This window comes from Oceanobacillus sp. FSL W8-0428 (assembly GCF_038004405.1).
In the GTDB taxonomy this organism is placed as follows: Bacteria; Bacillota; Bacilli; order Bacillales; family Amphibacillaceae; genus Oceanobacillus; species Oceanobacillus sojae.
Map to the genome: position 1 here is coordinate 3,391,210 of NZ_JBBORB010000001.1, position 26,825 is coordinate 3,418,034.

Below are 26,825 nucleotides of genomic sequence, written 5' to 3' on the forward strand. Positions count from 1 at the left end.
CATGAGAGTTGTATTTAATTATCGCAAAGCGTTAAGAGAGCCAAAACAACTTAGGGAGATAGCACCTGGTGTCTATCTTCCTTTTGCTATTGAATTATTATTTGCAGTCAATTTTTTAATGTTTTTTGCAATAACATTATTTGTTGGGAATAAAATTAGAGATTATTTTCCTCATGCTTTTGAAAATACGTGGGTAATGTTTCTTTTAGGTATTCCTTTATTAATGGCAACTTTATTTAAAAAAATTGAGCCAGAAGGTAAAAATATTTATATCTATATTTACGATTTAATTAAGTTCTTTATCACGATTAAAATGCCGAAAAAGCAGTTTGTAAATGACAGGCGTGTAGCTTTTGCGGATGATAAAAAAATTACTTTTAAAAAATGCGTACAGGTGGTGACAGATAAATATGGTGAAAGTGAAACCAGCGGTAAAAACAATAAGAAAAAATATGCTGTTAACGAGAGAGGGCGACGTGTGGGCATACTATCGAATCAAGAGTAAATCACTATCCATACAAAATAAAAAAGTCGTTGAAAAGTATAAGAAGGACTGGAAACGATTCTTTGAAGAAATTGTGAAATATGAGGATTATCATCTGAAAATGTATCCTCAAGATTTACGGTTGAAAGACCGTTTAAAAGATTTGAGTTATCAACTGTCTAGCGATAGTGAAGATGTTGGCTTATATTATCTGGATGAAACACAAAATATACTAAATGCTCGTTTAGGTAATTTAACCAAAAATGATTTTATAGTGGGTGTTAAATTAAAAAATGAATTGATAAGGCTGGATGCAGATATAAAAGAAAATGCCTTTAGTGTATTTGCAACGGTGACAGATAAAGTCGTAAATGTATTGGGATGGGAACAAAATGTTCCTGTCTCTTTTTTTAACCAGTTTAAAGAATTGGAAGAAACCATATTTACAAGTGTTTCTAATGTAGATGGTAGCAGATTAGAAGAACATGAATTGATTTATTTAAATCGGTATGACTTTGTTCGTGGTTTGAATCATGATGTAGCAGAAGAAATGGAAAATAGCACAGTAGGTGCGATTACAAATACTAAAATTAATCCTAGTTATACAGCAACATTGAAATTAGAATCAGAACAAGATGAAGGCTTTGTTTCATTTGTGGTTGTAGATGAATTTCCACACAACATGGCAGAAAGTGATTTATTTTTTGAAGCGCAATCACTTCCATTTGAAGTTGAAGTAAATATAAAAGGGCAAGTAGAAAGTAAATCAAAAACGAAAATGAATACGAATTTTAAAGGTAAGGAATTAAATCAATCGGCAGATGAACAGGCTATGAGTGAAGGAGATGTAGACGATAGTGTTTCAGATAGTAGTAAGGTTATAAGAAATCTACAAAATGATTTGAAAGATAATGATACGTATTTGAATAATTGGCTGGCTGGTATTACGGTTACTGGAAAAAGTAAAAAAGAATGTTTAGTGAAAGCAAGACAAGTAAAGCGTTTCTTTAAACAATTAAATATTAAATGCCATGTTCCTGTTGCAGATCAATTAGATTTATTTTATCGGTTTCTCCCGGGTGAAAAGTTAGACATTACTTCTCGTTCATGGTTACAGAAAACGACACAAAACGGTGTAGCAGAAAATTTGTTTGGTGTGAACAGTGATTTAGGAAATAAGATTGGCTTTTTCATTGGCTGGGTGGATAGATTCAACGAACATGATTCCTTAGAAAGTGCGAAAAGAACAAGTAGGCATCCTATTTTGCATCATCCATTTCTTGCTAATCAAAATATTAAAGGCTCTAAAAAGCGTTCGCCACATGTTTTAATAACTGGTGAAACAGGTAATGGGAAATCGTATTTAGCAAAACTATTATTTAACTTTATGACATTTTTAAATGTCAGTTCTATTTATATAGACCCGAAAAAAGAGTATCGGAAATGGATTAACAAGACAATAAACGATAGCATTGTAAAACGTGATTATCCTTTGTATGTAGAGCATTTGAAAAAATTCAAATTTATCACCTTAGACCATGAAAAAGAGGAAAATTGGGGAACGATAGACCCGATAACATTTTTACCAAAATCACAGGCCAAAGATTTATTAGAAGATATTTTTTCCCAACTGTATGATTTCAGCGGTAAAGATGATGTGCATACCGTCTTTTTACAAGCTATAAATGAAGTTTGTGAACGTAGGCAAAGAGGGGAACAAGTTGGCTCAATGCACGTTATAAAAATTATGCAAGAACATAATGAGCCATTAGTAAAGAAAGCTGGAAATTTATTATATGAAAAAGTTGCTGACAGTATTTTAAAATTGATTGTTCATGATGGCTCGAACGAATCTTTATCTTTAGAAGATAGAATATCTATCATTGAAATTGAAAATATTGATTTGCCAAAAGCAACTGACCCGATTGAAACGTATACCAGTAGCCAGCTAAAATCAAATGCTATTATGATGGCTTTAGGAAAGTTTTGTGAGTTGTTTGGAAAAAGAGATAAAGAGGAAAATACAGCAGTATTTATTGATGAAGCTTGGGTAATTACAGCATCACAACAAGGTAAGAAAATTGAAAAATCAATGAAGCGTATCGGTAGAAGTTATAACAATGCTTTATATTTTATTTCACAATCTACGAAAGATGCGATACGAGAAGAAGAAAATGAGACAGGAAACTTTGGTGTCGCCTTTGCTTTTGATGAAGAAAATGAACGGTCAGACATATTGAAGTGGATGAACATGGAAGATACAGAAGAAAATCAAGAAATGCTCGATAGTATGTATCAAGGTCAGTGTCTCATGAAAGATATGTATGGGCGTTCTGGAAAAATTACTATTGAAAACTTGTTTGAAGAATGGGATGGCGCATTAGAGACTGTCAATAAGTCAGAAGTAGCCTATGCGGAAGAAAAATATTTATAAGTATTGTGGGTGATGGAATGAATAAAAAAGATAAAACATTTTTATTGTTAAATACAATGATGATTAATTTATTAAGTTTATTCTTTATAATGATTTCTTTTACTATTTTTGCTGGGAATTATTTAGGATTGCTAGCTGGTGGTTTCGTAGAAGGAATTATTACTTTTTTTGTTTGGTTGTCTCTATTAATTTTACAGTGCAAATATACAGTTAAATTAATAGAAAAATATGGAACAAACAATGTGTGAAGAATGGCTATCAATAATTGGTAGTCATTTTTTGTATGGATAGGAGTGAATTATCATGCTGAAAGTAATTGTTAGTTTCATTTTATTGATGTTTATCTTTGGGGGAATATATTATGTTCTCCTTAACTTGTCGGAAAAGAAAGTATGGCGTGTTGTGAATGCGGTTTGGGTACTTGGCTTATCATATCTTGGTTTATGTTACCCAGCTATCTATGGATTTCAAGTTAGTTCTTCTTTGGGATTCAAGTATATCTTAGTTGGTTCAATTATTTTTATTGGCGCTTTAGTCTTTATGAAAGGTATATCTTGGATGGGGGAAAAAGGTATCGTGAAGATAGCAGAAATAATAGAAAAGAAAAAAATGCAAAAAGAATGATTATCAATAATTGGTAGTCATTTTTAATTTTATAAAGGAGTTGTTTTAGATGAATGAAAGTATTGTAGATGTTGATAATTGGATGAAGTTTGAGGAAGAATTAGTGGAATTAAATGCTTTTCATCTAAACGAGGGGGTGAGATTAGAAGCGATAGAAAGAGCAAATGCGGGGGAAACTGAAAGTTTCTATGTGATTGCTTTAGATGAAAGAAATAATGATAAAAAGTATTGGTTTCACTTCTCTTTCTGGGATTCAGAAGATGACGAGGGAGAAAAGATTTTGAAATATGATGGCTATACAACGGATGAATAGCAAAAAAATAGTGGCTGCTGAAAAAAAGCAGTCACTTTTTACTTTATAAAAGGGGTTGTTATATATGAAAAATATTGAAGTAGTAAATTATCGCAATACAGCAAAATTAGAAGGAAGATTTAAATGGGTTAGGTAAAGGTAATGATTATTCCATGATTGAGGAAGAAGCAAGGGAATTAGCACAGATGCCAGAAAGTTTAGAATCTGGGTTAGTCAATGTACGGAAAGACTACGAAAAAGATTCCATAGTTTGCATCTTTCATGTAGTCGAATTGGAAGATAGTGTGGAAGAAGAAAAAGCATTGGTAGAAGTATCTTATTATACAACGAATCATTATTCATAAAAATCGTGGTGACTGCTGAATAAAAAGGTAGTCACTTTTTTATTTTATCTGAAAGGTTGGTGAAAGAATGCCAAATGAAATTTTTCTAAGGTCTTATATCTCAACTGTGGAAGGGAATTTTCAGATACTAAAAAGACTAGAAGAAGGCAAAGGCAGAAGGAAAATAGATAAAGAAAAATTATCTTATTATAAAGGCTGTATTGAAACCTGTGAATTGATATTAGATTTCGAGAAGGAATTGAATGCCAATGAGAAATAAAAAATGGTTGTTTGCAATACTTTCAGTATTCATATTATGCCTAACTCTTACGACATCAACAAATGTGTATGCAGAAGAAGATGAAGAAGAAGGCAATAAAAGTGAGAATATGAGTTCTTTTCTCGGTGGAGGATTTAGTGATGAAGAATGGGAAGGATTTACAATTCTATACCGATTTATTTTAGGTAAAGATTTTGACTTTGATCCTTCAGAATTTATGGGTGAAGAAAAAGAACAAAATACAGATGAAACAGGCGGTATTGAATTAGATAAAAAAAGATGGCCAATTGAGAGTTATTCCGTTAATACGGAAGATTTATCTGGAATGATAAACGGAAATTTAAATGATGTAAGTAATGCGTTAATGTCTTTCAATCATACCATTGTAGATATAACAGATACCGCATTTGCTGTATTATTTTCAAATAATACATTAAATAAATTTGCGGATGATGTACAAACAGTAACTTCTAGTATATACGATGAATTAAAAGACCGTTTTGCTGAAGTCTTGTTTCTTATATTAGTAGCTTATTTGGCATATTTATTCTTTGCAAAAGGTAACTTGCAAGCTGTACTAAAAAAATCACTTGTGTTTGTATTAGTTGTAATTGTTGCTGGTTACTGGGTTGCGAATAGTGCTTTTCTTCTTAAAACATTAAATTATTGGGCGGATGAAGGGCAAGGATATTTAGTAGATGCTGGGAATAGTATGCTTGAATTTACAGGAGAAAAAGAGGGTGTTTTTTCTGATATTGATAATATTGATGAAGATAATACGTTAAATGGTACGGTTGCAGTACTTCGTAACTTGTATTTTGATTTAGCAGTAAAAAGACCATATTTGATGATTAATTACGGTGAAACAAGTGAGAAAGAAATAAATAAAAAAGATAATATAGGTGATGAATATGGTTGGGGATTTGATAATTATAGTAGAGTAGATAGAATGTTGTCTTTTGAATTATCATCAAAAGGGATGGCTTATCGGTCTATGTATGCGCAAGCTGAAGTGTTGCATGAAAAGAATAATAGTATGGGTGCTGGTGGTGAATGGAAACAGTTTGGATTGGTGCTATTAACACTCATTTCGACTATTTTTCTAAGTGTTCCATTTATTATTCTTGGTGCATTAAACTTTATATTACAATTACTACTTTTAGCCATAGCTTTTATTATTCCATTTATGGCAATAATAAGCTATATTCCCCAATTCGCTAATTCACTATTTAAGACTTTTGGGAAAATGGGAAGTGTACTTGTATTAAAAATTCTTTTAGGTGTTTTCATGCTTTTTGTATATTTAATTGCATTTGTAGTGAATAATTATTTACCTCCTGATTCGATAGGTATGTATTATTTAAATGTACTTGCGATTGCTGGGTTAATATACTTTATGTTTATTAAACGTGATGCAGTAATTAGTTTGATTACAGCTGGATATGTTACTTCATTAGATAAAAATATGATGACAAATATTAACAAAGGGATGAACAACGCTAAAAATAATGTACAAGAGCATGGCAAAGATTTTAAAACTAAATTTATGCCTACAAGAAAACCGAATAAACCTGTTAAATCTGGTAGCGGTAAAGATGATACTTCTTATGATAGAAAGGAAGAAACGAATCCTAAAACGAAAACTGGCAAAGAAACTGATTCAAAACAGTACGAACGTACTCCGCAATTATCCAAAACGGATAAAGAAAATAGTCGAGTAGCGAAAAATAGAAAATTAACACCAATAGAACGTACAAAACAGATGTTTTCAAGAAAGAAGAAAGGTCAGCCAGATAAAAAGGAACAAAAGAAGAATCAAATAGAAGAAAAGAGTAAGAAAGAAACCAGTGATGATAAGAAAAAACCATTGAATAAGAAACCTATGAAATTAAATAAAGACTATAAGGCAAAAAGAAACAATCAGTCTTTAAAATTGGGGGAAACAACTAAAAAAAATAATCGAAATAAAATAAGTTATGGTGTTCATAACGTTGGGGAAGGGGAAGATATTGACCCGAAACAAAAATTAAAGCCAATTCGTAATCCTCAAAATTTAGATATAAAGAAGAGTCGAAAAGCCAATAAGGATGAAAATATAGATATAAAGGAAGGTGTTAATAAAAAGAATTATAAAAACTATAAAAATACGTTGTATGATGCGTATGATGTAGAACGGAATAAAGAAGTTGAATCCGTTGAACAAAAAAAGAAAGATAGAAAAATAGATAATGAACTGTCTTAAATAGGCAGTTCATTTTTTTATTTTAGGTGGTGATTAGATCAGTGAAGAAACTTAAAAAAAGTCGTTTATATAAAATGATACCTATACAATACAGATTAATTATTACATTGGGTATCGTTTTCTTTTTCTTCATTATAGGTTTAGTTGTTTTATTATTTCTATTATTGATGGGCTCTTTCCTTGAAGATAATCCAGCGATACAAAAATATTTTGAAGGACAAATGGAAGAAGAACAAGAGCAAGAAGAAAGAGAGCCAGTGTCTGGTGCTTATATAGTGTCTGGAATTGCACCAGAAGTGACACGTTATGAAGATATTTTTAGAAAATATGCGAAAGAAAATGGGATTGAGGAACATACAGAAGTTATTATGGCAATGACAATGCAAGAATCGGGCGGTAGGTTGGCTGACGTAATGCAATCTTCCGAATCATTAGGATTACCAGTAAACACATTAACAGACCCAGAAAAGAGTATTGAACAAGGTGTGAAATATTTTGCCCAAACGTTGGATGAAGCTGGTGGTGATTTAGAATTGGCATTACAGGCATATAATATGGGCAATGGTTTTATTGGTTATGCTAAAAAGCATAATGATGGTAAATATAGTAAAGAATTAGCCATACAATTTAGTAATGAAATGGCTTCAAAGATGGGATGGTCTAGGTACGGTGACGTAAACTATGTAGATAATGTTATGCGTTATGTTGAAGAAGATGATTCTGTTCCAGTAGATAGTAGTGGTGATTGGGCGTTGCCATTGAAAATAGATATTCGTATTACGAGTGAATTTGGAGTAAGAACGCATCCTGTAACTGGTGAAGCAGAATCATTTCATGGTGGAACTGATTTTGCCTGTACACCAGAAGATAATATTTACTCCGTAAAAGATGGAGAAGTGGTTGAAGCAATTCATAGTAATGTAGGTTATGGCAATTACATTACTGTACAGCATGGAAAGAATGAATTTAGTCGATACGGTCATATGACATCCTTATCTGTATCAGTTGGGGATAGTGTCAATCAAGGTGATTCTTTGGGGAAATGTGGCACGACAGGCACAAGTACAGGAAATCACTTACATTTGGAACATATGACAGAGTTAGGTCAAGCGCATGAAGATAAAAAAGACCCTAGAAAAACACTAGGCTTATAGATAAGTATTGTTTGCTTTTTAGTTAAAATTTCAGATCCTGGCAAATGATAACGTTCGGATTTTGGAGGGGGTAAAAAGATGAATGTCGGTTGGGGTTGGAAGATAACTATTTTTATAATTTTGCTTATTATCATATTAATTTTGTTGTTTCCAAATATATTAGACTTGATACCTTATATACAACCTGGATTAGATTTTGGAAATTAGTAAAGAGGTGAAATGATGAAAAGATATATATTAATTGCTTTGTTATTTATCGTATTGATTGGTTTTAATGTATTTCAATATATTGAAAAATCGAACTTGCAAAATGCGTTAAATTATTATGAACAAAAATTTGAAGATATGATAGCAGAAAACGAAACAATCTATTTTGAAGCGACTGAAACAGCAGAAAAATTTATTTTAGGGTATTTTAATTATGAACAGCATCCAAAACAAGATGATGTAGAAGAATATTTATCGCCAGCCATAATAAATGACTTGAATTTTTCTTCACCAGAAGAATATGAAGAAGAAATGTCTGATATAACATCATCTGTAAGTAATTTAAATATTTATTTAGGTGATGCAGTGGATGGAAAGCAAAAAGTTTTAGGTGTATTTGACAATGTTTTAAATGTATATGGTGGCGATAGCACTGTGCAGTCATTAATAGAAATGGACTTGGAAAATACAGAAAATGGCTGGCAAATTGTCGATTTTAATTTCTTTCAATATTAATTTTGTGTTACCCTTATAGTAATATAAATTTATCGGTGGGGTGATTATTATTTTAAAAAGTTTGAAGGTGATAAGTTTAATATTGTTTATTATGTTACTTGGTGCATGTAGTATTGGTGGTAATGATGATAATGAAGAAGTAATGGGAGTTCTTTCGGAAATGAAAGAAATAGATGATAAGATAGGCAAAGATGAAGAAGATGAAATAGATTATGATGATACAGCGGAAAATGAAGTTTTGATAGATTTAGCGTTGAAAGAGTTTGAAAAGGAATCAGAAGATATGAGGGAATTTACTGATACAAATCATGAAAATTTAACTATTGAAGATTTACAAAACGCAACGGATGTCAAAATTTGGAAAAACAAATATATTTACATTAAAGTAAATGCTGATATTGAGAATCAAGCATTTAGTTCTGGTTTTGAAAAGTATTATAAGTATGAAGAAGGAGAATTGATTGATAGTGAATATTATGACGATAGTTCTTCTGCCTTTAATCCTATATTAAAATCGGAAGAAACAAATTTGCTAAATGATACTCCAGATTATGAGGAAAAAAGTGACAATGTTTTAGACTTATCACATGTATATGAATGAAACATTTTTTGTTATAATTTAAATGATTAAGGAGTGATATTGGATGTCACAATTCGAAGAAAATGTATTGAAAATGTTAGAAGAAATAAAAGAAAATCAAGAGAATTTTCAACAAGAAACGGTTAACTTTCAAAAGAAAGTGTCTGACAGTTTTAATAAGGTGTATGAACGATTTAATAAACTTGAATCAGATTTAGAAACGATAAAAGAAGAAACAAATAAAATACCAGATATTGAAAAGACAACTGGAATAACTTATAGGCATGTAAGCAAGTTAAATGAAGATTTTAAAACATCACAACAAAAATCAGAGGAAATTGAGAAAGAGCAAGAATATCAAATAGCTAAATGGCTGGAACATGATAGACGAATTGATAAATTAGAACGAAAATTACTATCTTAAAAAAGATATAAATAATAGTAGATAAGAGCAGACAGATAATGTCTGTTCTTTTTTTATGCACAAAAAAAAGGAGTGCTGCATGATGTCAGAGAAAATAAAGGATTATGAATTTGTGGATGATACAACAATTAGAAGGTTTAACGAAAAAAATACAATGTGGGTCTACTTGAAATTTAGTGATGATAATAATAATGATGGTTCTGAATATATTAAGGAATTGATTAGAGATAGATATGTAGAATCATTTAGATAAAGCCTTTAGGTTTATGCCTAAGGGTTTTATTTTTTTATAAAGATTATTATACTATAAAAGTAGAGCCACTTCTACGAGGTGGTTATATATGAAAAAAAGAGTAAGAACATTGTATAGGGTGTCGAGAAAATCACAACTTAAAGAAGATGATATTCCTATGCAAAGGAGTGCTTGTAGAGCATTTCTTAAAACAAAAACTGATTGGTGGTATGATGAAGAAAATTCTTATTTGGAAAAAGGCATATCTGGCTTTTTGAAATCGTCATCTGATAGGGATGTTATTCAAACAATTTTAGAGGATGCAAAAAATAAGGAATTTGATGTATTATTGGTTTTTTTATTTGACCGTATAGGAAGAAAAGAATATGACACACCTTTGATAGTAAAAACATTAAGTCAATTGGGTATTGAAATTTGGTCAGTAAAAGAAGGCGAACAGCAGTTTAAAGACCATAGTGATGATTTGATTAATTATATTAGATTTTGGCAAGCAAGTGGGGAATCTAAAAAAACATCCATACGTGTTAAAGAAGGACAAAGGAGACAGGCTTTAAAAGGCGAATATCATGGTGGTGAACCTTCTTATGGCTTTAAAGTAGTATCAAGTAATATTTTGAATAAAGATGGGAAACCAAAAGGTATGCTTGTCATTAATCATAGTGAGGCAGAGGTTATTGAAGTAATGTTCTCTTTAGCAATTAAAAGACAATATGGATCAAGTAGAATTGCTAAACATATAAACAAACTTGGTTATAGAAATAGAAAAGGCAAAGAATGGACTATGGAAGCTGTGCATAAAGTGTTAATCAATCCTCTTGTTAAAGGTGTTGTTGTATCTGGTAAGACTACTACTGATGAAGAAGGTAAAAAAGTAAAACAACCAGAAAGTGAGTGGATTATTAATACAGACCATAAGGATAGATTGCAAATAATTAGTGATGAAGATTATGATTATGTTCAAGAATTAATGCAATCTCGTAAAACGAAAAGAAGAACAAAAGATGAAGATGTTAATTATACGATTCTTACTAAAGGAGAATTTTTATTTAGCGGAATAGCTAGATGCGGTTATTGTGGTAATAAATTATATACTGATAAAAGGTTTAAAACCGTTAAGAATAAAACAATGAAAGACCGTCGTTATATGACTTCATATTATCGTTGTAGACATAAAGATTATAATAAAGATAGCAAGTGTAAACGTACCTATGCAAAAACCAAAATGGAAAAATTGATATTGGAAGATGTGCATAGATATATTAAAGGTTTTGAAGATGAAAATTTAATTAACAGAGTGAAAAAATCTATATATGATTTAGATAATAGTTATAAAAAATCTTATGAAGAAAATAATATAAATTTAAAAAAACTGGAAAATGAATTAAAATCTTTGAAGGATGAAGTTGTGAAGTCATTGATGGGGGATAGCAAGTTTTCTTCTGATTTATTAGGAAATTTGATTGCTGAAAAAGAAGAAGAAGTTACGAAATTAAAATATAAATTATTGGAAGATGAAAAACAGTATAAGAAAGAGAAAAAAGAATTTGATGATTTATATTCTACAAGTAAGTTTATTCCCAATTGGAATGAGGAATTTGAAAAATTGGATGATGAAGAAAAAAAGGTTGCCTTATCAAAAATTGTTAAAGAAGTTGTTTTTTATAGAGACAAAATAGAAGTAGAATTTAAATTAGGATTGAAAGAATTTATTGAACATGTTTTCAAGGAAGTTATTAATTAATTTAGGTTGTGTTACTATGTAGCCAGCAGGCGCCGGAATTATGATGCCGCTGATGCAAACCATTTTAATTTTGATTTATCCAAAAGAAAAACGGGGCAGCGCAATGGGGATGTTTGGTTTAGTTATTTCCTTCGCACCGGCCATTGGACCGACGCTGTCTGGTTATATAGTAGAGCATTTCCCTTGGAGGACTTTATTCTTCATGGTACTGCCAATTGCTATTTTAAACATAATTATCGCTTACTTTTTACTTAAAAATGTGACGAAACGAACCTTCCCTGAATTGGATAAGTTATCTATTCTATTATCTACACTAGGTTTCGGTGGTATTCTCTATGGGTTTAGTACTGCTGGAAATGCAGGCTGGATAAGTTATCAGGTCATTGGTTCCTTAGTCATTGGCGGAGTTATGCTGGCTTGGTTTATTATCAGACAGATGCATTTAAAATCGCCAATACTTGAATTCCGTGTATTTAAGTATCAAATATTTACAGTTACTACAGTATTAGGTATGGTTACATTTATGACGATGATCGGAGCTGCTGTTATCCTGCCGCTTTATATGCAGCAGATGCTGGGATTCAATGCTTTCCATTCCGGACTGGCATTGCTGGGAGGAGCCATCATCCAAGGGATAATGAACCCGATTACCGGAAGGCTTTTTGACCGTTATGGAGCAAGATATTTAGCAATGATTGGTTTGGTACTGATTGTCGGGACCACATTTATGCTGAGTACATTGACGCCAGAAACAAGTTTTGCCTTTATTGCAACAATCCATGCATTAAGAATGCTTGGGGTGGCCATGGCGATGATGCCTGTAACAACAGCAGGATTAAATGCATTGCCAGAAAAATATATTTCTCATGGTACAGCAGTAAATAATACTTTGAGACAGGTTGCAGGAGCAATTGGAACGGCATTGCCTATCACAATTATGTCTACGGCATCTATTCCTGAACAGGGTATTGAAGGTATGGTGCATGGTGTCAATGTTTCCTTCCTTGTCACAGGAATTATTTCTATTATTGCGCTGATATTGACATTCTTTATCCATGACCGGGATAGATAATAAAAAAGACCTTAGAACGCTTGTTCTAAGGTCTTTTTTATTATACGCTGAATACTTCTACTTTCTTACTGTCCGTTTTGTTGTAAGCACCGTGCATAACAGGTCCAACATATTCATTTAATTTCCAGCCGTTTGCAATAGCTGCAGCAACAAAGGTTTTAGCTGCTTTAACAGCATCATGAACATCTACTCCATGGGCTAAATTTGCCGTGATTGCCGCAGCAAATGTACAGCCTGCTCCATGATTATAAGTAGTGTCAATTTTTTCACTTTCCAATAGGTCAAAGTTTGCTCCATCATAGAATAAATCGACAGCTTTATCATGCTCCAGCTGTTTTCCGCCTTTAACGACAACATTTTTTGCACCTAATGCATGAATTTTTTTAGCCGCTTCTTTCATTTGGTTAATGGTTTTTATTGGAGCCATCTGCGCTAATTGTGCTGCTTCAAACAGATTAGGAGTAACCACTAAAGAACGGGGAAGTAATTCTTCTCGCATTGCATCTGTATTTTCCGGCTGAAGCACCTCATCTTCACCTTTACATACCATGACAGGATCCAGAACATATTTCTCAATGTTGTATTCATCAATTTTTCTTGCTCCTAAATTAATGATATCTACAGAACCGAGCATTCCGGATTTCATTGCATCTACGCCGACAGAAAGAATGGTATTAAGCTGTTTTTCTACTACGTCTACGTCGATTGGTGTGACATGGTGGCTCCAGCCTTGCGGATCCATTGTCACGATGGACGTTAAAGCTGTCATACCATACACATTATGCTCCTGAAAGGTTTTTAAATCGGCTGCAATTCCTGCTCCACCGCTAGAATCAGAACCAGCAAGGGTTAATGTTTTTTTCATTATCATCTGTTTGTCCTCCTCATAGATAGCCAGTTGGTGTCAAAAACCATAGGTTGCTGGCTGCTTGTATTAACTTTTCCTTTGTAGATAGAATAATCCTTTCTAACTCAATTGTAAAGCCATTGAAATGATTGCAGCAAATGGCTCCTACGTGTTAATAAATGTATCTGTAGCATTGATAAGCCCTTTTATCTTTGTTGCATGTAATTTATTACCCTGCAGCCATTTTTTAAAGGAGAAAATAAATGGCTGACGATTGCCTCCCAATGCAATCCATGCAGAAAGTGCTTTCGGTAAATAAAGAGCTGTATGCAATGTTCCTGCCCATGCTCCGTATTTTTCAGAAAAGATTCCGTGTTCGATATCATTTAACATGCGAAACGCTTCATAAGGTGTATGAGCATCCTTCTGTTTTGTTATTATTCTCTCCAGTCTTTCCATTGATTCATCTGAACGGTACCGGTTTTCTTCTGTTAATGCATTGAAATGGTTGGTACAGCTATTGTCTTCCCGGACAAAGAAAGAGCGGGGAGATACTTCGACGACAAGTGATTTTCCGGATGTATCTAATAACACATAGTTGAAGGTATTACGGTGAGGTACATCACGTAATAATTGAACGGCTTCTTCCACTGTGGCACAGTTTTCTAAAATCAGCCTGCCAATCATATTACAGACAAAGCCGTCACCAGATTTTTTACGGTTGACGAAATTATAGCCCATGGTCAGTCCTTTTTCATTTATCCCATCAGTGCGTCCGGTAATTTGCATGGAAGGGCCTGCACTGGCATATCCCGTATCAGATGGTGCGTATAATACATAACGCCCTTCATAGGAATTAGGGGCGTTATCATAATTCCGTACCAGAAAATCCTGCTTTGTATTGATAGAACAGCCACTGCGGCCGTATTCATAATAGTAGCCGCCAAATTCCCGAACAGCGTCATTCCAGGGAATACCTAATCCGTCGCTTAATCCTTGCAGCTCTTCCCAAATAGCTGGAGAAAATGTTTTGAATACAGCTTCCACTTCTTCTTCATCGACAAGAAAGTTTCTCCATCGTTTACTAAGCAATATTTTCCTGGATTCAAGTATAGGAGAGTTTTTTAGTTTATCCGCTTGAAAAAGTCCGAATTGATAATGGCTTCCCCGGAATTGTATAATATCAGTGTGAACAGATTTCATAGTTGTTCTCCATTTCTTTCGTAAATGTATTGTAATTGTATCTCGCTCAGGCTGATTAGAAAAGAAATCAGCTTTACAAGACTATCACATTATAGATATAGAGGAGTTTTAGATGATTGAAAAAATAAGTTATACGGAATTGTATCGTAAATTATTTCATTACTATGGTCCCCAAGGGTGGTGGCCGGCCGCTTCGGATTTTCAAATGCTGATTAGTGCTATTTTAGTTCAACGGACTAATTGGAAAAATGTCGAGTTAGCTTTAGGGAATCTAGGGGGAAATATAACTGCCGGAAAAATAATGCAGATGAAGGAAGCAGAGCTTGCCGAAAAAATACGTCCAAGCGGCTTCTACCGAATGAAGGCAAAGAAGGTTAAAGCTTGGCTGCAATGGTTTCAAAAATATGATTTTCAGATAGAAGAAGTCCAAAAGGTTGATCCGGCTGTTCTCCGTAAAGAATTATTAGCTGTTCATGGTATTGGAGAAGAAACAGCAGATGCAATGATGCTCTATGCTTTTAAGAAACCCGGGTTTATTGCGGACAACTATGCGGTCAGATTATTTCAGCGACTCGGCTATCCTCTTCCTAAAACATACCATGCTTTTAAAATAGAAGTAGAAAAATTATTCCCTCATGACTTAGAAATGCATCAGGAATTTCACGCATTAATTGTGGAGCATGGAAAACAATATTGTAAGAAGACGCCTTTATGTGAAAACTGTCTGCTGCTTTCGAATTGCAGGATGGGAAGAGAAAAAAAGATGGAATAAAAAAATAAGCAAAACTATATTAAATAGGCAGATCAAGGACAGAGTTTGGCGATTCACTGCCCTTGATTCTCCAGCCGATCTATTTTTTGCTGCAGCAGCGCAATCTGTTGCTGCATTTCAACAAGTTGCCGGTTCGTAACAGGTGCGTTTTCTTCGAACGCAGTTTCTTCTATATCTTCGTTGTATAAAATTGTTGAGCCGACGAGGGACATAATACTTCCCAATGTAGTAACTACTCCGCCATAATAAAGTAATTTGTCTCCAAGGCCTTTTTCGTTCGTATTGAAATTTGCGGGTGTGTTAAGGAAGAAATTAGACATGGTATGACACTCCTGTAAATCATTTTCTTGTCTCAATAAACATGGGACAGTTGTATATAGGTTAATATATGTGTTTTATGAAAAAACTCTACAATTCTGATGTTCATAGAATGTTCATTTGCTTTGAGTCAGCTGGCTGTGTGATGAGCTATAGGAAGCCTGCTGTTGTATAATGGGATATAAGATGTATTCATATTTATGATGTCAGCTTTGAAGGTGGTGGTCAGTTGTTAAAGGAATTTATGAAAGACTTTCGGAACAGGACGATGTGGATGGGAGCTGCATCAATTTGTATGGCGTTAGCTATTGTAGGGCAGAGCTATCTGGTTGTTACGGTTATTCAGAAGCTGTTTCTGGATAATGCTGCTTTTCCATCTATTCTTCCGGCAGTTTTTATATTGATTGGCATGCTTTTATTACGGACTATTTTTCAGTATATGATAAAAGGATCCGGCATTAAAATGGCGCAGATTGCGAAGGTCTCTATACGGAAAAAGCTGCTCCAACATTTTAACGGTCAGCAAATGACAGATGCGGATAAAGGTCAATCCGGACAGAAGACAAGCTTGTTTATGGATACAGTAGATGAAATAGATGGATACTTTAGTCAATATCTTCCGCAGCTTATTCAATCTGCTGGCATTGTTCTGATTGTATGGATTGTTATTTTTATTCAAAATTGGACAAGCGGATTGATTATCCTTATTTCAGCGCCATTTATCCCAATATTTATGATGATTATTGGTGTGAAAACAAAAGATAAATCAAAGGAACAGCTATCACAATTAGCCGCCTTTTCAGGAACTTTTCTCGATACGTTGCAGGGGCTTCCGACGGTTAAGTTATTTGGTCAATCCGATGGACAGAGAAATAAAATTAATCAGGACAGCACAAGTTTTCGGGATGCAACCATGGGTGTTTTAAAGGTTGCATTTACGAATTCCTTATCACTGGAATTTATTTCCATGCTAAGTATCGGCTTAATTGCACTGGAAATCGCTATTCGGATGATTATCTTCCAAAATCTCAGCTTTTTTAGCGGTTTTTTTGTATTACTTCTTGCACCAGAGCTGTTCAGCCAATTGAAGCAGCTGGGCTCTGCGTTTCATTCCGGGCGTGCAAGTATGGGGGCAGTATCGCGAGTTGAGGATGTACTCAAAGAAGAGACCAAGCCAGTTTCTTGGGGCACTGTACCATTAAAATCAGATAAAGCTCCAGAAATAATACTTGAACAAGCTTCATTCCATTATGAGCAGGGGAGATTTCGGTTAGAACCAGCTTCTATGACGATTTCACCTTATGAGCAGGTTGCAATTATCGGGAAAACAGGTGCAGGAAAGTCCACACTACTCGGTTTGCTCGCCGGTTTCCTGCCTGCTGAAGATGGAAAATTTCTGATTGACGGTATTCCACAGGAGAAGGTACAAAAAGCAGATTGGTTTCAAAGAATCAGCTACCTTACACAGCAGCCATATGTTTTTTCTGGAACTGTACGGGAAAATATATTGCTCGGCTCTCTGGAAAAGCAAAGTGATCAGGAGATTCGGGAGGTTGCAGACCGTGCCGGGATATGGGATTGGATATCGGACTTGCCGTTTGGATTAGATACAATTATTGGAGAAGGAGGCAGAGGTTTATCAGGAGGGGAGAAGCAGCGGATTGCGATTGCGAGAACACTTTTGAAAAAGCCACAGATTCTTTTCTTTGATGAACCGACAACAGGCTTAGATATTCAAACAGAGCATATTTTACAAAGATCATTGGATTCTTTAAAAAATCAAGCCACAATGGTTACGGTTGCCCATCGTCTTCATACTGTCCGGAATGCTGATAAAATTTTTCTCCTGGATCATGGGAAAATAGCTGGTGAAGGAACACATAACGAACTTTATAAAAATAATAAAATGTATCAGCAAATGATAAATACACAGCAAGGGGGGAGAGAAGCATGAAGGATATCAGTCTGGTATTGAAAATGATGCTGAAAGAAAAAAAGGATATTCTTTTCTCAGTCTTCTTTGGATTTCTAGCAGGTATTACTGCGGTCTCCCTGTTTGCAGCAAGCGGATATTTAATCTCACAAGCCGCTTTTGCACCGCCAATTTATACTTTGATGATTCTTGTAGCAAGTGTAAAGCTCTTGGGGATTACATCGGCAATAAGCAGGTATGGGGAGCGTTATTTTTCCCATCGTGGAACGTTTACCATTTTAAAAAATATCCGCTTAAAGGTTTATGATCAAATAGAGCCGTTGGCAAGCAGACTTTTACAAAAATACCGAAGTGGAGACATTTTAGCCAGGATTGTAGGGGATGTCGAGTCCTTGCAGCATTTCTTTTTGCGTGTATTCTATCCACCTATTGTATTAGCAGCTGTTTTTATAGCTACTATTTTCTTTACGATGTATATATCTGCTGGAGTGGCACTTACAATGTCAGCCGGTATGATTGTGGTGCTAATTGTTTTTCCGGCAATATTTTATATGATTCAGAAAAAGGCAGCATTGTCTATGCGGGAAAAAAGAGGTGTACTGTCTTCGGAATTTACAGACTATCTATATGGTTTTCGGGAATTAACGATCTTTCAACAAGCTGAAAGAAAAGAGCAGCAGTTGTTTGATGAGATGAATCAATATGAAGAAATGAAGGCAAGCGAGAATCGTCAGCTTGCTATTCGGGAAGCAATTGTTATTTTCTTTTCTTTTTTTATCGCGATAATTATTTTAGTACAGGCCGGATTTTATGTAGCAGAAGGAAATCTTGCCGGAACGCTGTTAGCCATGCTGTTTATGATTGCTATTACTGTATTTGAAGATACACCATCCATGGCTGTACTCCCAGCTCATTTAGAGGAAAGTAAATCCTCCTCTAAACGGCTTATTGAAGTTTGGGAAAATGAGGAACCTTCCAAAGTGGCAGTACAAGAATTGGAACCAGATCTCCCGCTTCATTTTGACTTTAAGGATGTTTTTATTCAATATCCAAATGAAAAGAAACCTGCAGTACAGCATGCCTCCTTGCAAATAAAACCAGGAAAGAATATTGCTATTGTTGGACCCAGCGGTTCTGGGAAATCAACATTGATGCAAGCACTGCTTACCTTTGCACCAGTTAAATCCGGGCATATCTTAGTGAACGGTGAGGATATAAATACCATTGCCCCCGACAGCTTATGGGAGCAAATGAATGTATCGCTTCAGCATAATCACTTTTTCTATGGGAGTATTTATGAAAATTTACGATTTGCTAATAGAAATGCCAGTGCAGAAATATGCCGGGACGCTTTAGAAAAGGTTCAATTGACTCATTTTTCTTTAGAAGATCAGGTGCTGGAAAAGGGAACAAATCTGTCAGGCGGGGAAAAACAGCGTCTTGCCCTTGCCCGTTTGTTTTTAAGGGAAGCTTCTATTTGGCTGCTGGACGAGCCGACGTCATCTCTTGATTCGATTACGGAGCAGCAAATTATGAATGAAATCGAAAAGGTAACAAAATATCAGACTGTTGTGACCATCAGGCATCGTTTAACTGGCCTGGAAAGTATGGACCGGATTATTGTCATGAATCAGGGAGAAATTGTTGAACAAGGCACGTACACGGAGCTGATGGGAAAAGAAAATGGTTATTTTAAGGCGATGAAGGAACTTGAAAGTCAGCAGTTAGCATTTTAAATAGAAACTCCGCGATTCATTCTAAATCAGAATAGATCGCGGAGTTTTCAATTATCTATCCTTTGCCGCAGCGACAAATGCAAAAGCAATTGCTGCAATCAGGACAATGAAAGGGGCGATGAAAATCAGAAATTGATTTAACATTTGATCACTTCTTTCCTTTAATATAGTTTTTATCAAACAGGAACAGCTTTAACAATAGATAAAGTGATGGAATCAAGAGTGCCATACCTAAGATAAAGACAACGATAAGCGAGATTGCCATTGCCGGATTTGTAAACCCTTCATGGATACTGATATGAGGGTACAAAAGATATGGATAATGAGCAATTCCGTAACCGAAGAATGCAAAAGCAAATTGCCCGGTAAGAAGCCAGAAAGCAGTTCCGTAGTTTCGGCGCTTCCAAATTAGAACAACGGTTAATATCCACAGAACAAAGGAAACAGCGAACATCCACCAGAGACTCAAAAGATTTTCAAAATGAGTTTCATTATGAAAATAAAGTTCCACAATGATTCCGGAAGCGGCAATAATCAAAGGAACAGACCAGCTTAGTGCGTACTTTCTCATTAAATTCGTTGCATCTTTATCACCGGTTTCATTTGCGTACCAGGTTAAGAAGACTGCAGATATATAAAGAACAGCTGCAATGCTCAAAACAACAATTGACCAGGTTAATGGGCTATAGAACAAAGCACCGTAATCTAAAACTGGATTTCCGTCTTCCATAAATACAAAGCCGCCCTCAGAGATGGTCAAAACAATCGACAGAGAAGCAGGAATAAGTAAACCGGATAAACCGTACATAATGGCATAGCCCTTATGCCCCTGCTTTCCATAGGATTCAAATGCATAGTAAGAGCCGCGGATTGCTAATAAAATCAATGCTAAGCTTCCCGGAATCAGTAAAATGGTTCCGAAGTAGTAAGCAGATTGCGGGAAGAAGCCGACAATCCCGACAAAAAAGAAGACAAAGAATACATTGGTTACCTCCCATACTGGTGACAGATAACGCTGAATGATTTTAGAGAGAATATGCTGTCTCCCTGTAACAATACTATAGGCATTAAAAAAACCTGCACCGTAATCGATTGATCCAACAATGATATAACCGAATAAGAATAACCAGAGGACGGAAATACCGACAATTTCTAATATCATGACGACTCACCACCTTGCATGCGCTCCAAATCCTTTTCTACAGGATTTTTTCGGAACATGTAACTTAATACAACAACTGTGCCGACCCCGAGAATAAAGTAAAGAACTGCAAATAACACAAACATCCAGCCGACATAGTCACTTGTTGTAGCGGCTTCTTCAATCGTCATCAGCCCCCTCAGAATCCAAGGCTGACGGCCGACTTCAGCCATCCACCAGCCTGCTTCAATAGCTAAGAAGGAAAGCGGGCCGCCTGCAACAATCAGCCAGCGATACCATGTTTTTTCAACGAAAGCCCATTTTCTCCGCATTCCAAACCAATAAAGCAAGGATAAGGCAATCATAAACATTCCGATTGTTACCATCGTATCAAAGAAATAATGGATAACAAGTGGAGGCCGTTCATCAGCCGGAAACTCCTCCAGTCCAATTACTTCTGAATTAGGCAGCCCATGTGCAAGAATACTTAATGCATAAGGAACATGCAGAGCATATTTGGCTTCATTATCTTCTCCAAGCACTCCCCACATCACCAGTGGCGCTTCAGTTGTTGTTTCAAAATGCCATTCAGCAGCAGCCAGCTTCTCAGGCTGATATGCGGCTAAGTATTTACCGGATAAATCACCAATTAAAGCTGTTGCAACCGCAAAGATTAAACCAATCTTCATGGCCATATGCAAGGATTTTTTGTGATATTCCTGGTTTTTCTTCTGAAGCAGCCGGAATGCCGCGATAGCAGCAAACATAAAGGCAATGGTCATATAGGCTGTAGACAGCACGTGAGCAACCTTGGTCGGCATGGATACAGTAAACATGGCAAGCAGCGGATTTGCATTGACAAGCTCTCCGCCAATGATATCAAATCCAGCAGGACTGTTCATAAATGAGTTCACCACAGTAATAAAGTAAGCTGACATTCCGCCGCCGACAGCTACCGGAATTAACAAAAGCAAATGCTTTTTCGGATTATCAAAGCGATCCCAGGTATATAAATAAATTCCTAAGAAAATGGCTTCAAAGAAAAAGGCGAATACTTCCATAAATAATGGCATGGCAATAATATTTCCTGCTAGTTCCATAAAGCTTGGCCAAAGCAGGGATAACTGAAGGCCAATGATGGTCCCTGTCACTACCCCGACAGCAACGGTAACAACAAATCCTTTCGCCCAGCGTCTTGCCATCAACAGATAATGATTATCGTTGTTTTTAATTCCGATCCACTGAGCAATCATAATCATCAGGGGAACACCGACACCGATTGTGGCATAAATAATATGAAATGATAATGTCAACAGTGTCAGCATTCTGCTGGCATATGCCGGATCTTCAAATAAGGTCATGGATAAACCTCCTTTATGTAATTTTTTATTTAACCTATATTTTTTAACATTCCCTGTGTACGAAGATTTAATCAGGTTGAATCAAAAATTCATACTGCTGAAATATATCCTCCTTATCATACGTTTTTTCAATAAAAGTTACATGTTTGTGGTGATCAATCAGTAAAATAGTAGATGCTCTGGTACCATAGCCAGGTGTTTCGATAAAGATAGAGGATAATGCTTTTTCTAAATCTTTTCGAATCCCTGTCTGGGGCAGAAATATATCCTCAGCCTGTGTGTTGTTTTTCAAACTGTGCAATAAATCTTCTGTTTGTACTACTGTATGGGACTGTATATAATCCGACAGCTCACTTTTTGAACGTTCGACTTTCGGCCAGGGTGTATTAAGTGTATCGTTACTTAACCCATAAACACCTGCTTTTATTTCAGAGCCCTGATTATACACATTATTATAGTGATACAATTTGTCCTTGTCACCGAAAAGAATGTTATATCCAGCATAGTTATGACGATTTTTTGAAAGCTGGTCTAAAAACATTTTCCCGTCAATATTCTGTAACAAAAAATCCACCGGAAGTTCACCGCGGGAAAATGTCTTAGCTTCTGGAAGTTCAGGGTCCCTGTAGTTTGTGACTGCTGCGAATTTTCCCTGCTTTGAAACCGCCAGCCAAGTCCCAAGCTGCAGCAAATCTCTTCCACCAAGAATGTCAGGCTTGTCCTTCCAAAACCTTGCGGGAAGTGTTGGCCTATTATAAAATTCATCCCGGTTACTGAGCAAAATTAATTTGTATTTTGGATGGGCGTGATAAGCAAAGGTAATTAAGCACATGGGGTATAAACCCCTCCCTCTATAATAAATTTAAATGACATTATTGTATTTAGTATACTTTTCTGATATTTTAGAATCAATGTTATCGTATTCAAAGAAATAAGTTGTATTTTTCTATTGACAAGAAGCAAAATTCTGCTAATAATTAATATCAATACATTGAACGTTATGGAAGGATCAGTAAGTAAGCCATCACAATGTCAGAGATGGAGTCGGAGGATAAGTTATTTGTTTTTATCCGATGCTGCGAGATTCCTCATTGCTGATTTACCGAACCTGCCTTCATCAGTCTTATGCAAACATAAGCGTTCCCCAGACGTTATCATGGGATAAGTGGAATACAATTCTTAGTAAGGATGTTCAAAAGTCACCAGTTTTATTGAACACGCATTTATAGTATTGTATTTAAGTTGTGGTGGTACCGCGGAAGTAAACTCTTTCGTCCCTTCGTTTTTACTGGGGATGGGGGAGTTTTTTCATTTCCTGTGGAATGTTTTTAGACAGTGAAAGGTGGAATAACAATGGCAGCAAAACGTATTGTCGTTAAAATAGGCAGCAGTTCATTAACTAATGTAAATGGAGAAATTGATATGCAGCAGCTGGAGGATCATGTCCATGCGCTGGCACTGCTTCATAAGAGTAATATGGAAGTGATATTAGTATCCTCTGGAGCAATAGCTGCCGGTTTTAAACAATTAGGCTATTCTTCAAGACCGGTTACACAAAAAGGGAAACAGGCAGCAGCGGCCGTTGGTCAAGGGCTGCTTATTCAAACATACATGGAAAAATTAAAAGAATATGGTATTACCGCTGCTCAAATACTCCTAACAAGAAGTGACTTTTCAGATCAGGGGCGATACAGGAATGCTTATGCAACGATGGAAGAATTGCTGGAGCGCCGGGTAATGCCGATTATTAATGAAAATGATACGATTGCCGTTGATGAACTGACGTTTGGAGACAATGATATGCTTTCTGCTTTAGTGAGCGGTTTAATTCATGCAGATCATTTAATTATTTTAACGGACATCAATGGAATATATGACAAAAATCCAAATAAACATCCAGATGCAACACGATATGACCATTTAATGAAGCTTAGTACCGAACTAATTAAGCAGACGGATGCAACAGGATCCAAAGTTGGTACAGGCGGTATGAAATCGAAGCTGATGGCAGCTAAAATGGCTTCTTCCGTAGGAATTCCAGTATTTATTGGACGCGGGCACGGGAAAGAGAAGCTGGCAGAGATGTTAAAAGGGGAGGGGGACGGCACCTATATTGATAGTGAAAGAAAAGCACATTTACCGGCAAATAAACAATGGATTTCACTGCATTCGCATCTTGATGGCAGGTTAGTAGTAGATGAAGGAGCAGAAAAAGCCTTAATGCATCATGGCAGCAGTCTGCTTTCTCCTGGCATTACAGCAGTAGAAGGCTATTTTGCAAAAGGGGATGTTGTCGAGGTTTATGGGACGTCTGCCTTATTAGGAAGAGGGCAGGTAAAATGCTCCTCAGAAGAATTAGAAGCTGTTATGAAATTGCGCGAATCAACCTATATTCACGCGGTACCGACCATTGAAGTTATCCACCGTGACAAATGGGTATCATTTGAGACAATGAAAGGAGAATTGACATGAGTGAAGTTATTGAAAAAGGAAGGCTTGCAAAAAAAGCCAGTTATCAAATTGGAATATGTACAACAGAGGAAAAGAATAATGCATTATTAAAAATTGCTGATGGATTGAGAACTAATGAGAAAGCGATTCTTGCTGCAAATCATCTGGATATTCAAGCCGGGAAAGAGAAAGGCTTATCCGAATCACTCCTTGACCGTGTCGAGTTAAGTAAAGAGCGAATTAACGATATTGCAGATGCTATCCTGCAAATTATCGATTTGACGGATCCTATTGGTGAAGTGCTTGAAACGATTGAGAAGGATAACGGCTTAAAAATAGTCAATACACGAGTTCCTATTGGTGTTGTGGGTATGATATATGAAGCGAGACCTAATGTTACTGTTGATGCCGCAACGCTTGCAATAAAGACAGGAAATGCCATCATTTTACGGGGCAGCTCCTCTGCTATTCATTCCAATTTAGCAATTGTTAAAGTAATTCATGAAGCGCTGGCAGACAGTGCGGTTATTCCCGACGCAGTTCAATTAATTGAAGATACAAGCAGAGAAACAGCGAGTGAGCTTTTCCGTTTAAATGATTATCTTGATGTACTTATTCCGCGCGGAGGAAAAAATCTAATTGACACAGTTGTTAGAGAATCCCGTGTGCCAGTTATTGAAACTGGAGCTGGAAATTGCCATATCTTTATTGATGACACTGCAAACCTTAAGATGGCAAAAGAAATCACTTTAAATGCTAAGCTGCAGCGCCCTTCTGTTTGTAACTCTATTGAGTCCTTGCTTATTCAGTCGGATTGGTTTGACAGTAATGGAAATGATTTGATTTCATCTCTGATTGAGAACGGCATCACTGTACATGGAGATGAACGGGTTGTAGAAGAAATTCCTTTTGTTCAGCCGGCAACAGAAGCGGATTGGGAAACAGAATATCTTGGTCTGGAGATTAGTGTGAAAACGGTGAAGGATGTTTATGAGGCTATCGACCATATTAATACCTATGGTACAAAACATTCTGAAGCCATTATTACAGAGAACGAAAACCATGCGGAAGCTTTTAAACAAAAAGTAGATGCCACAACGGTATATCATAATGCTTCTACACGTTTTACGGATGGTTTTGAATTTGGTTTTGGGGCAGAGATTGGCATCAGTACGCAAAAACTGCATGCCAGAGGTCCGATGGGGTTAAAAGCTTTAACATCTAATAAATTTATTGTTTCCGGAAACGGACAGATTCGTGAATAAGATAATAGGAAGGGAGTGACAGGTTTCACTTCCTTCTTTTTTGATTAATAATAGCGAGATATATGAAAGTTGATTTTACTAGATAGAAAGGTTGGATGCCCAATCATTATCAGCATTCAGCCTCTTTCATTTTGCAAAATCAGTAAATCACGGTAGAATAACTATATAAAAAGGTTGTGAAAAGAGAGGTTGACATGCTGGAGCAAATAACAGATGACATTTACCGTCTTGTTGTCCGCTTTAAAGGGGCAATGGGAGAAGTGAATAGTTATTTAATTAAAGGCGATTATGGCTATACCGTGATTGATACAGGAATTTATGCATCAGAAACAAAAGAATTATGGGAACGCGTTTTCAAAAACTATAAAATAGAGAAGCTTGTACTGACGCATACACATGAGGACCATATCGGCTTAGCTCGGTGGTTTCAGGAAATATATAAAATTCCTGTGTATGTTTCTAAGCGCGGCTATGAAGAAATGTGTAAGGGCAGAGATACAAAAGCCCGTAAAAGCCGGATAAAAGAGTTAATCAAAAAGCATGGAGCACCGCCGATTCCATTAAAAATAAAGGACGAATCTTCTATTTATAAATTTGAGCCGGATGGATTTTTTTGCGATAATGATGAGATAACACTTGGCAATCGTTCTTACCAGGCAATATGGACACCAGGCCATGCTCCTGATCATTATTGCTTCTATCAGCCGGACACAGAGATAATGATCATCGGTGATCATGTATTAAATCATCTGTCTCCTGTAATTGGGCTTTGGATGGGAGAAGAACTGAACCCAATGGAGGATTATTTCTATGCATTGGATGTATTGAAGAAATATCCTGTACGCCTGGCGTTACCTGGTCATGGTGATATGATTAAGCATCTGGATGAGCGAGTAACAGATATTTCAAATCGCCATGAAAAAAGAATGGAACAACTAATAGAGATTATGGAACATGAGGAAATGACAGCTTTTAAATTAACGTCAAAAGCATATGGACCGATGAAAAGTCTTGCCTTTGCCAGTCAATTTATGGCAACCCTGACCCGGCTAATCTATTTAGAAAAACAATCAAAAATTAAAGTGAAAACAAAAAAAGGGAAGAGTTACTATGGCCTTCCTGCAAAAGCATTTATAAGTGATTAGGAGCTG

27 protein-coding genes and 1 pseudogene are annotated in these 26,825 nt (G+C 35.8%); 21 read left to right on the top strand and 7 right to left on the bottom strand.

The genetic code is table 11. The features are described 5' to 3' along the window. The first annotated feature begins 1 nt into the window (after position 1). The 15 genes and pseudogenes from MKY30_RS16235 to MKY30_RS16305 all read left to right on the top strand — a co-directional run. A complete protein-coding gene (locus MKY30_RS16235; RefSeq protein WP_341084792.1) occupies positions 2 to 505 on the top strand; it encodes a TcpE family conjugal transfer membrane protein in 504 nt (167 codons plus the stop codon). Further along, positions 411 to 2,918 (top strand): ATP-binding protein, encoded by a 2,508-nt coding sequence (locus tag MKY30_RS16240; RefSeq protein ID WP_445667722.1) that lies wholly within the window; start codon positions 411 to 413, stop codon positions 2,916 to 2,918. The genes MKY30_RS16235 and MKY30_RS16240 overlap by 95 nt, the downstream gene beginning before the upstream one ends. Before the next feature lie 17 nt (positions 2,919 to 2,935). Next, the gene (locus tag MKY30_RS16245) at positions 2,936 to 3,166 is read left to right on the top strand and encodes a hypothetical protein (protein ID WP_341084796.1); all 231 of its coding nucleotides are present in this window, start codon (positions 2,936 to 2,938) and stop codon (positions 3,164 to 3,166) included. A 55-nt stretch (positions 3,167 to 3,221) separates the two neighbouring features. Further along, positions 3,222 to 3,542: a hypothetical protein gene (locus MKY30_RS16250; protein ID WP_341084798.1), complete on the top strand. Its 321-nt coding sequence runs from the start codon at positions 3,222 to 3,224 to the stop codon at positions 3,540 to 3,542. A gap of 49 nt (positions 3,543 to 3,591) precedes the next feature. Next, positions 3,592 to 3,855, top strand: a complete 264-nt coding sequence (locus tag MKY30_RS16255; RefSeq protein WP_341084799.1) for a hypothetical protein — start codon at positions 3,592 to 3,594, stop codon at positions 3,853 to 3,855. Positions 3,856 to 4,007: 152 nt separating this feature from the next. Beyond that, positions 4,008 to 4,199, top strand: a complete 192-nt coding sequence (locus tag MKY30_RS16260; protein WP_341084801.1) for a hypothetical protein — start codon at positions 4,008 to 4,010, stop codon at positions 4,197 to 4,199. Positions 4,200 to 4,266: 67 nt separating this feature from the next. Continuing rightward, positions 4,267 to 4,458: a hypothetical protein gene (locus MKY30_RS16265; protein WP_341084803.1), complete on the top strand. Its 192-nt coding sequence runs from the start codon at positions 4,267 to 4,269 to the stop codon at positions 4,456 to 4,458. After that, positions 4,442 to 6,700 carry a CD3337/EF1877 family mobilome membrane protein gene (locus MKY30_RS16270; protein WP_341084805.1) on the top strand — a complete coding sequence of 753 codons (2,259 nt, stop codon included), beginning with the start codon at positions 4,442 to 4,444 and terminating at the stop codon, positions 6,698 to 6,700. Before MKY30_RS16265 ends, MKY30_RS16270 begins: the two co-directional genes overlap by 17 nt. A gap of 41 nt (positions 6,701 to 6,741) precedes the next feature. Further along, a complete protein-coding gene (locus MKY30_RS16275; protein WP_341084808.1) occupies positions 6,742 to 7,854 on the top strand; it encodes a lysozyme family protein in 1,113 nt (370 codons plus the stop codon). A 222-nt stretch (positions 7,855 to 8,076) separates the two neighbouring features. Further along, on the top strand, positions 8,077 to 8,577 hold the full coding sequence (locus MKY30_RS16280; protein WP_341084810.1) for a hypothetical protein: 501 nt from the start codon (positions 8,077 to 8,079) through the stop codon (positions 8,575 to 8,577). A gap of 82 nt (positions 8,578 to 8,659) precedes the next feature. After that, a complete protein-coding gene (locus MKY30_RS16285; protein WP_341084811.1) occupies positions 8,660 to 9,178 on the top strand; it encodes a hypothetical protein in 519 nt (172 codons plus the stop codon). A 43-nt stretch (positions 9,179 to 9,221) separates the two neighbouring features. Continuing rightward, positions 9,222 to 9,581: a hypothetical protein gene (locus tag MKY30_RS16290; RefSeq protein ID WP_341084812.1), complete on the top strand. Its 360-nt coding sequence runs from the start codon at positions 9,222 to 9,224 to the stop codon at positions 9,579 to 9,581. 82 nt (positions 9,582 to 9,663) lie between these two features. Continuing rightward, entirely contained in the window at positions 9,664 to 9,834 is a 171-nt protein-coding gene (locus MKY30_RS16295; protein ID WP_341084813.1) for a hypothetical protein, read from the top strand. Between the two features lie 88 nt (positions 9,835 to 9,922). Then, complete coding sequence (locus MKY30_RS16300) at positions 9,923 to 11,575, top strand: recombinase family protein (protein WP_341084815.1); 1,653 nt, start codon at positions 9,923 to 9,925, stop codon at positions 11,573 to 11,575. 25 nt (positions 11,576 to 11,600) lie between these two features. Further along, a pseudogene (locus MKY30_RS16305) lies at positions 11,601 to 12,647 on the top strand (DHA2 family efflux MFS transporter permease subunit); the annotation flags it as partial. Positions 12,648 to 12,687: 40 nt separating this feature from the next. Here the strand turns inward: MKY30_RS16305 and pdxK are convergent. Further along, positions 12,688 to 13,518, bottom strand: a complete 831-nt coding sequence (gene pdxK / locus MKY30_RS16310) for a pyridoxine/pyridoxal/pyridoxamine kinase (protein WP_339285867.1) — start codon at positions 13,516 to 13,518, stop codon at positions 12,688 to 12,690. Positions 13,519 to 13,659: 141 nt separating this feature from the next. Further along, the gene (locus tag MKY30_RS16315) at positions 13,660 to 14,697 is read right to left on the bottom strand and encodes a C45 family autoproteolytic acyltransferase/hydolase (protein ID WP_147208295.1); all 1,038 of its coding nucleotides are present in this window, start codon (positions 14,695 to 14,697) and stop codon (positions 13,660 to 13,662) included. 112 nt (positions 14,698 to 14,809) lie between these two features. On the opposite strand from MKY30_RS16315, the gene MKY30_RS16320 reads away from it, so the two are divergent. Further along, the gene (locus MKY30_RS16320; RefSeq protein ID WP_147208294.1) at positions 14,810 to 15,469 is read left to right on the top strand and encodes an endonuclease III domain-containing protein; all 660 of its coding nucleotides are present in this window, start codon (positions 14,810 to 14,812) and stop codon (positions 15,467 to 15,469) included. 53 nt (positions 15,470 to 15,522) lie between these two features. Here MKY30_RS16320 and MKY30_RS16325 read toward each other — a convergent pair whose 3' ends face one another. Continuing rightward, entirely contained in the window at positions 15,523 to 15,789 is a 267-nt protein-coding gene (locus MKY30_RS16325) for a hypothetical protein (protein ID WP_147208292.1), read from the bottom strand. Positions 15,790 to 16,016: 227 nt separating this feature from the next. On the opposite strand from MKY30_RS16325, the gene cydD reads away from it, so the two are divergent. Both cydD and cydC read left to right on the top strand, forming a co-directional pair. Beyond that, positions 16,017 to 17,741, top strand: coding sequence for a thiol reductant ABC exporter subunit CydD (cydD, locus tag MKY30_RS16330; RefSeq protein WP_339285869.1), 1,725 nt, complete (start codon positions 16,017 to 16,019; stop codon positions 17,739 to 17,741). Beyond that, on the top strand, positions 17,738 to 19,456 hold the full coding sequence (gene cydC / locus MKY30_RS16335; RefSeq protein WP_147208288.1) for a thiol reductant ABC exporter subunit CydC: 1,719 nt from the start codon (positions 17,738 to 17,740) through the stop codon (positions 19,454 to 19,456). The genes cydD and cydC overlap by 4 nt, the downstream gene beginning before the upstream one ends. Positions 19,457 to 19,507: 51 nt before the next feature. Here the strand turns inward: cydC and cydS are convergent, their stop codons facing one another. From cydS to MKY30_RS16350, 4 genes are all read right to left on the bottom strand, one after another. Then, positions 19,508 to 19,600 carry a cytochrome bd oxidase small subunit CydS gene (gene cydS, locus MKY30_RS24180; protein WP_371863279.1) on the bottom strand — a complete coding sequence of 31 codons (93 nt, stop codon included), beginning with the start codon at positions 19,598 to 19,600 and terminating at the stop codon, positions 19,508 to 19,510. A 4-nt stretch (positions 19,601 to 19,604) separates the two neighbouring features. Beyond that, positions 19,605 to 20,618: a cytochrome d ubiquinol oxidase subunit II gene (locus tag MKY30_RS16340; protein WP_147208286.1), complete on the bottom strand. Its 1,014-nt coding sequence runs from the start codon at positions 20,616 to 20,618 to the stop codon at positions 19,605 to 19,607. Then, positions 20,615 to 21,958 carry a cytochrome ubiquinol oxidase subunit I gene (locus MKY30_RS16345; RefSeq protein WP_147208284.1) on the bottom strand — a complete coding sequence of 448 codons (1,344 nt, stop codon included), beginning with the start codon at positions 21,956 to 21,958 and terminating at the stop codon, positions 20,615 to 20,617. The genes MKY30_RS16340 and MKY30_RS16345 overlap by 4 nt, the downstream gene beginning before the upstream one ends. Before the next feature lie 67 nt (positions 21,959 to 22,025). Then, positions 22,026 to 22,790 carry an NRDE family protein gene (locus MKY30_RS16350; RefSeq protein ID WP_147208282.1) on the bottom strand — a complete coding sequence of 255 codons (765 nt, stop codon included), beginning with the start codon at positions 22,788 to 22,790 and terminating at the stop codon, positions 22,026 to 22,028. Between the two features lie 521 nt (positions 22,791 to 23,311). On the opposite strand from MKY30_RS16350, the gene proB reads away from it, so the two are divergent. The 3 genes from proB to MKY30_RS16365 all read left to right on the top strand — a co-directional run bounded on the left by proB (position 23,312) and on the right by MKY30_RS16365 (position 26,819). After that, complete coding sequence (gene proB / locus MKY30_RS16355; RefSeq protein WP_339285870.1) at positions 23,312 to 24,430, top strand: glutamate 5-kinase; 1,119 nt, start codon at positions 23,312 to 23,314, stop codon at positions 24,428 to 24,430. Beyond that, a complete protein-coding gene (locus tag MKY30_RS16360) occupies positions 24,427 to 25,674 on the top strand; it encodes a glutamate-5-semialdehyde dehydrogenase (RefSeq protein WP_147208278.1) in 1,248 nt (415 codons plus the stop codon). The genes proB and MKY30_RS16360 overlap by 4 nt, the downstream gene beginning before the upstream one ends. 194 nt (positions 25,675 to 25,868) lie before the next feature. Continuing rightward, positions 25,869 to 26,819 (top strand): MBL fold metallo-hydrolase, encoded by a 951-nt coding sequence (locus MKY30_RS16365; protein WP_341084825.1) that lies wholly within the window; start codon positions 25,869 to 25,871, stop codon positions 26,817 to 26,819. Positions 26,820 to 26,825: the final 6 nt, after the last annotated feature.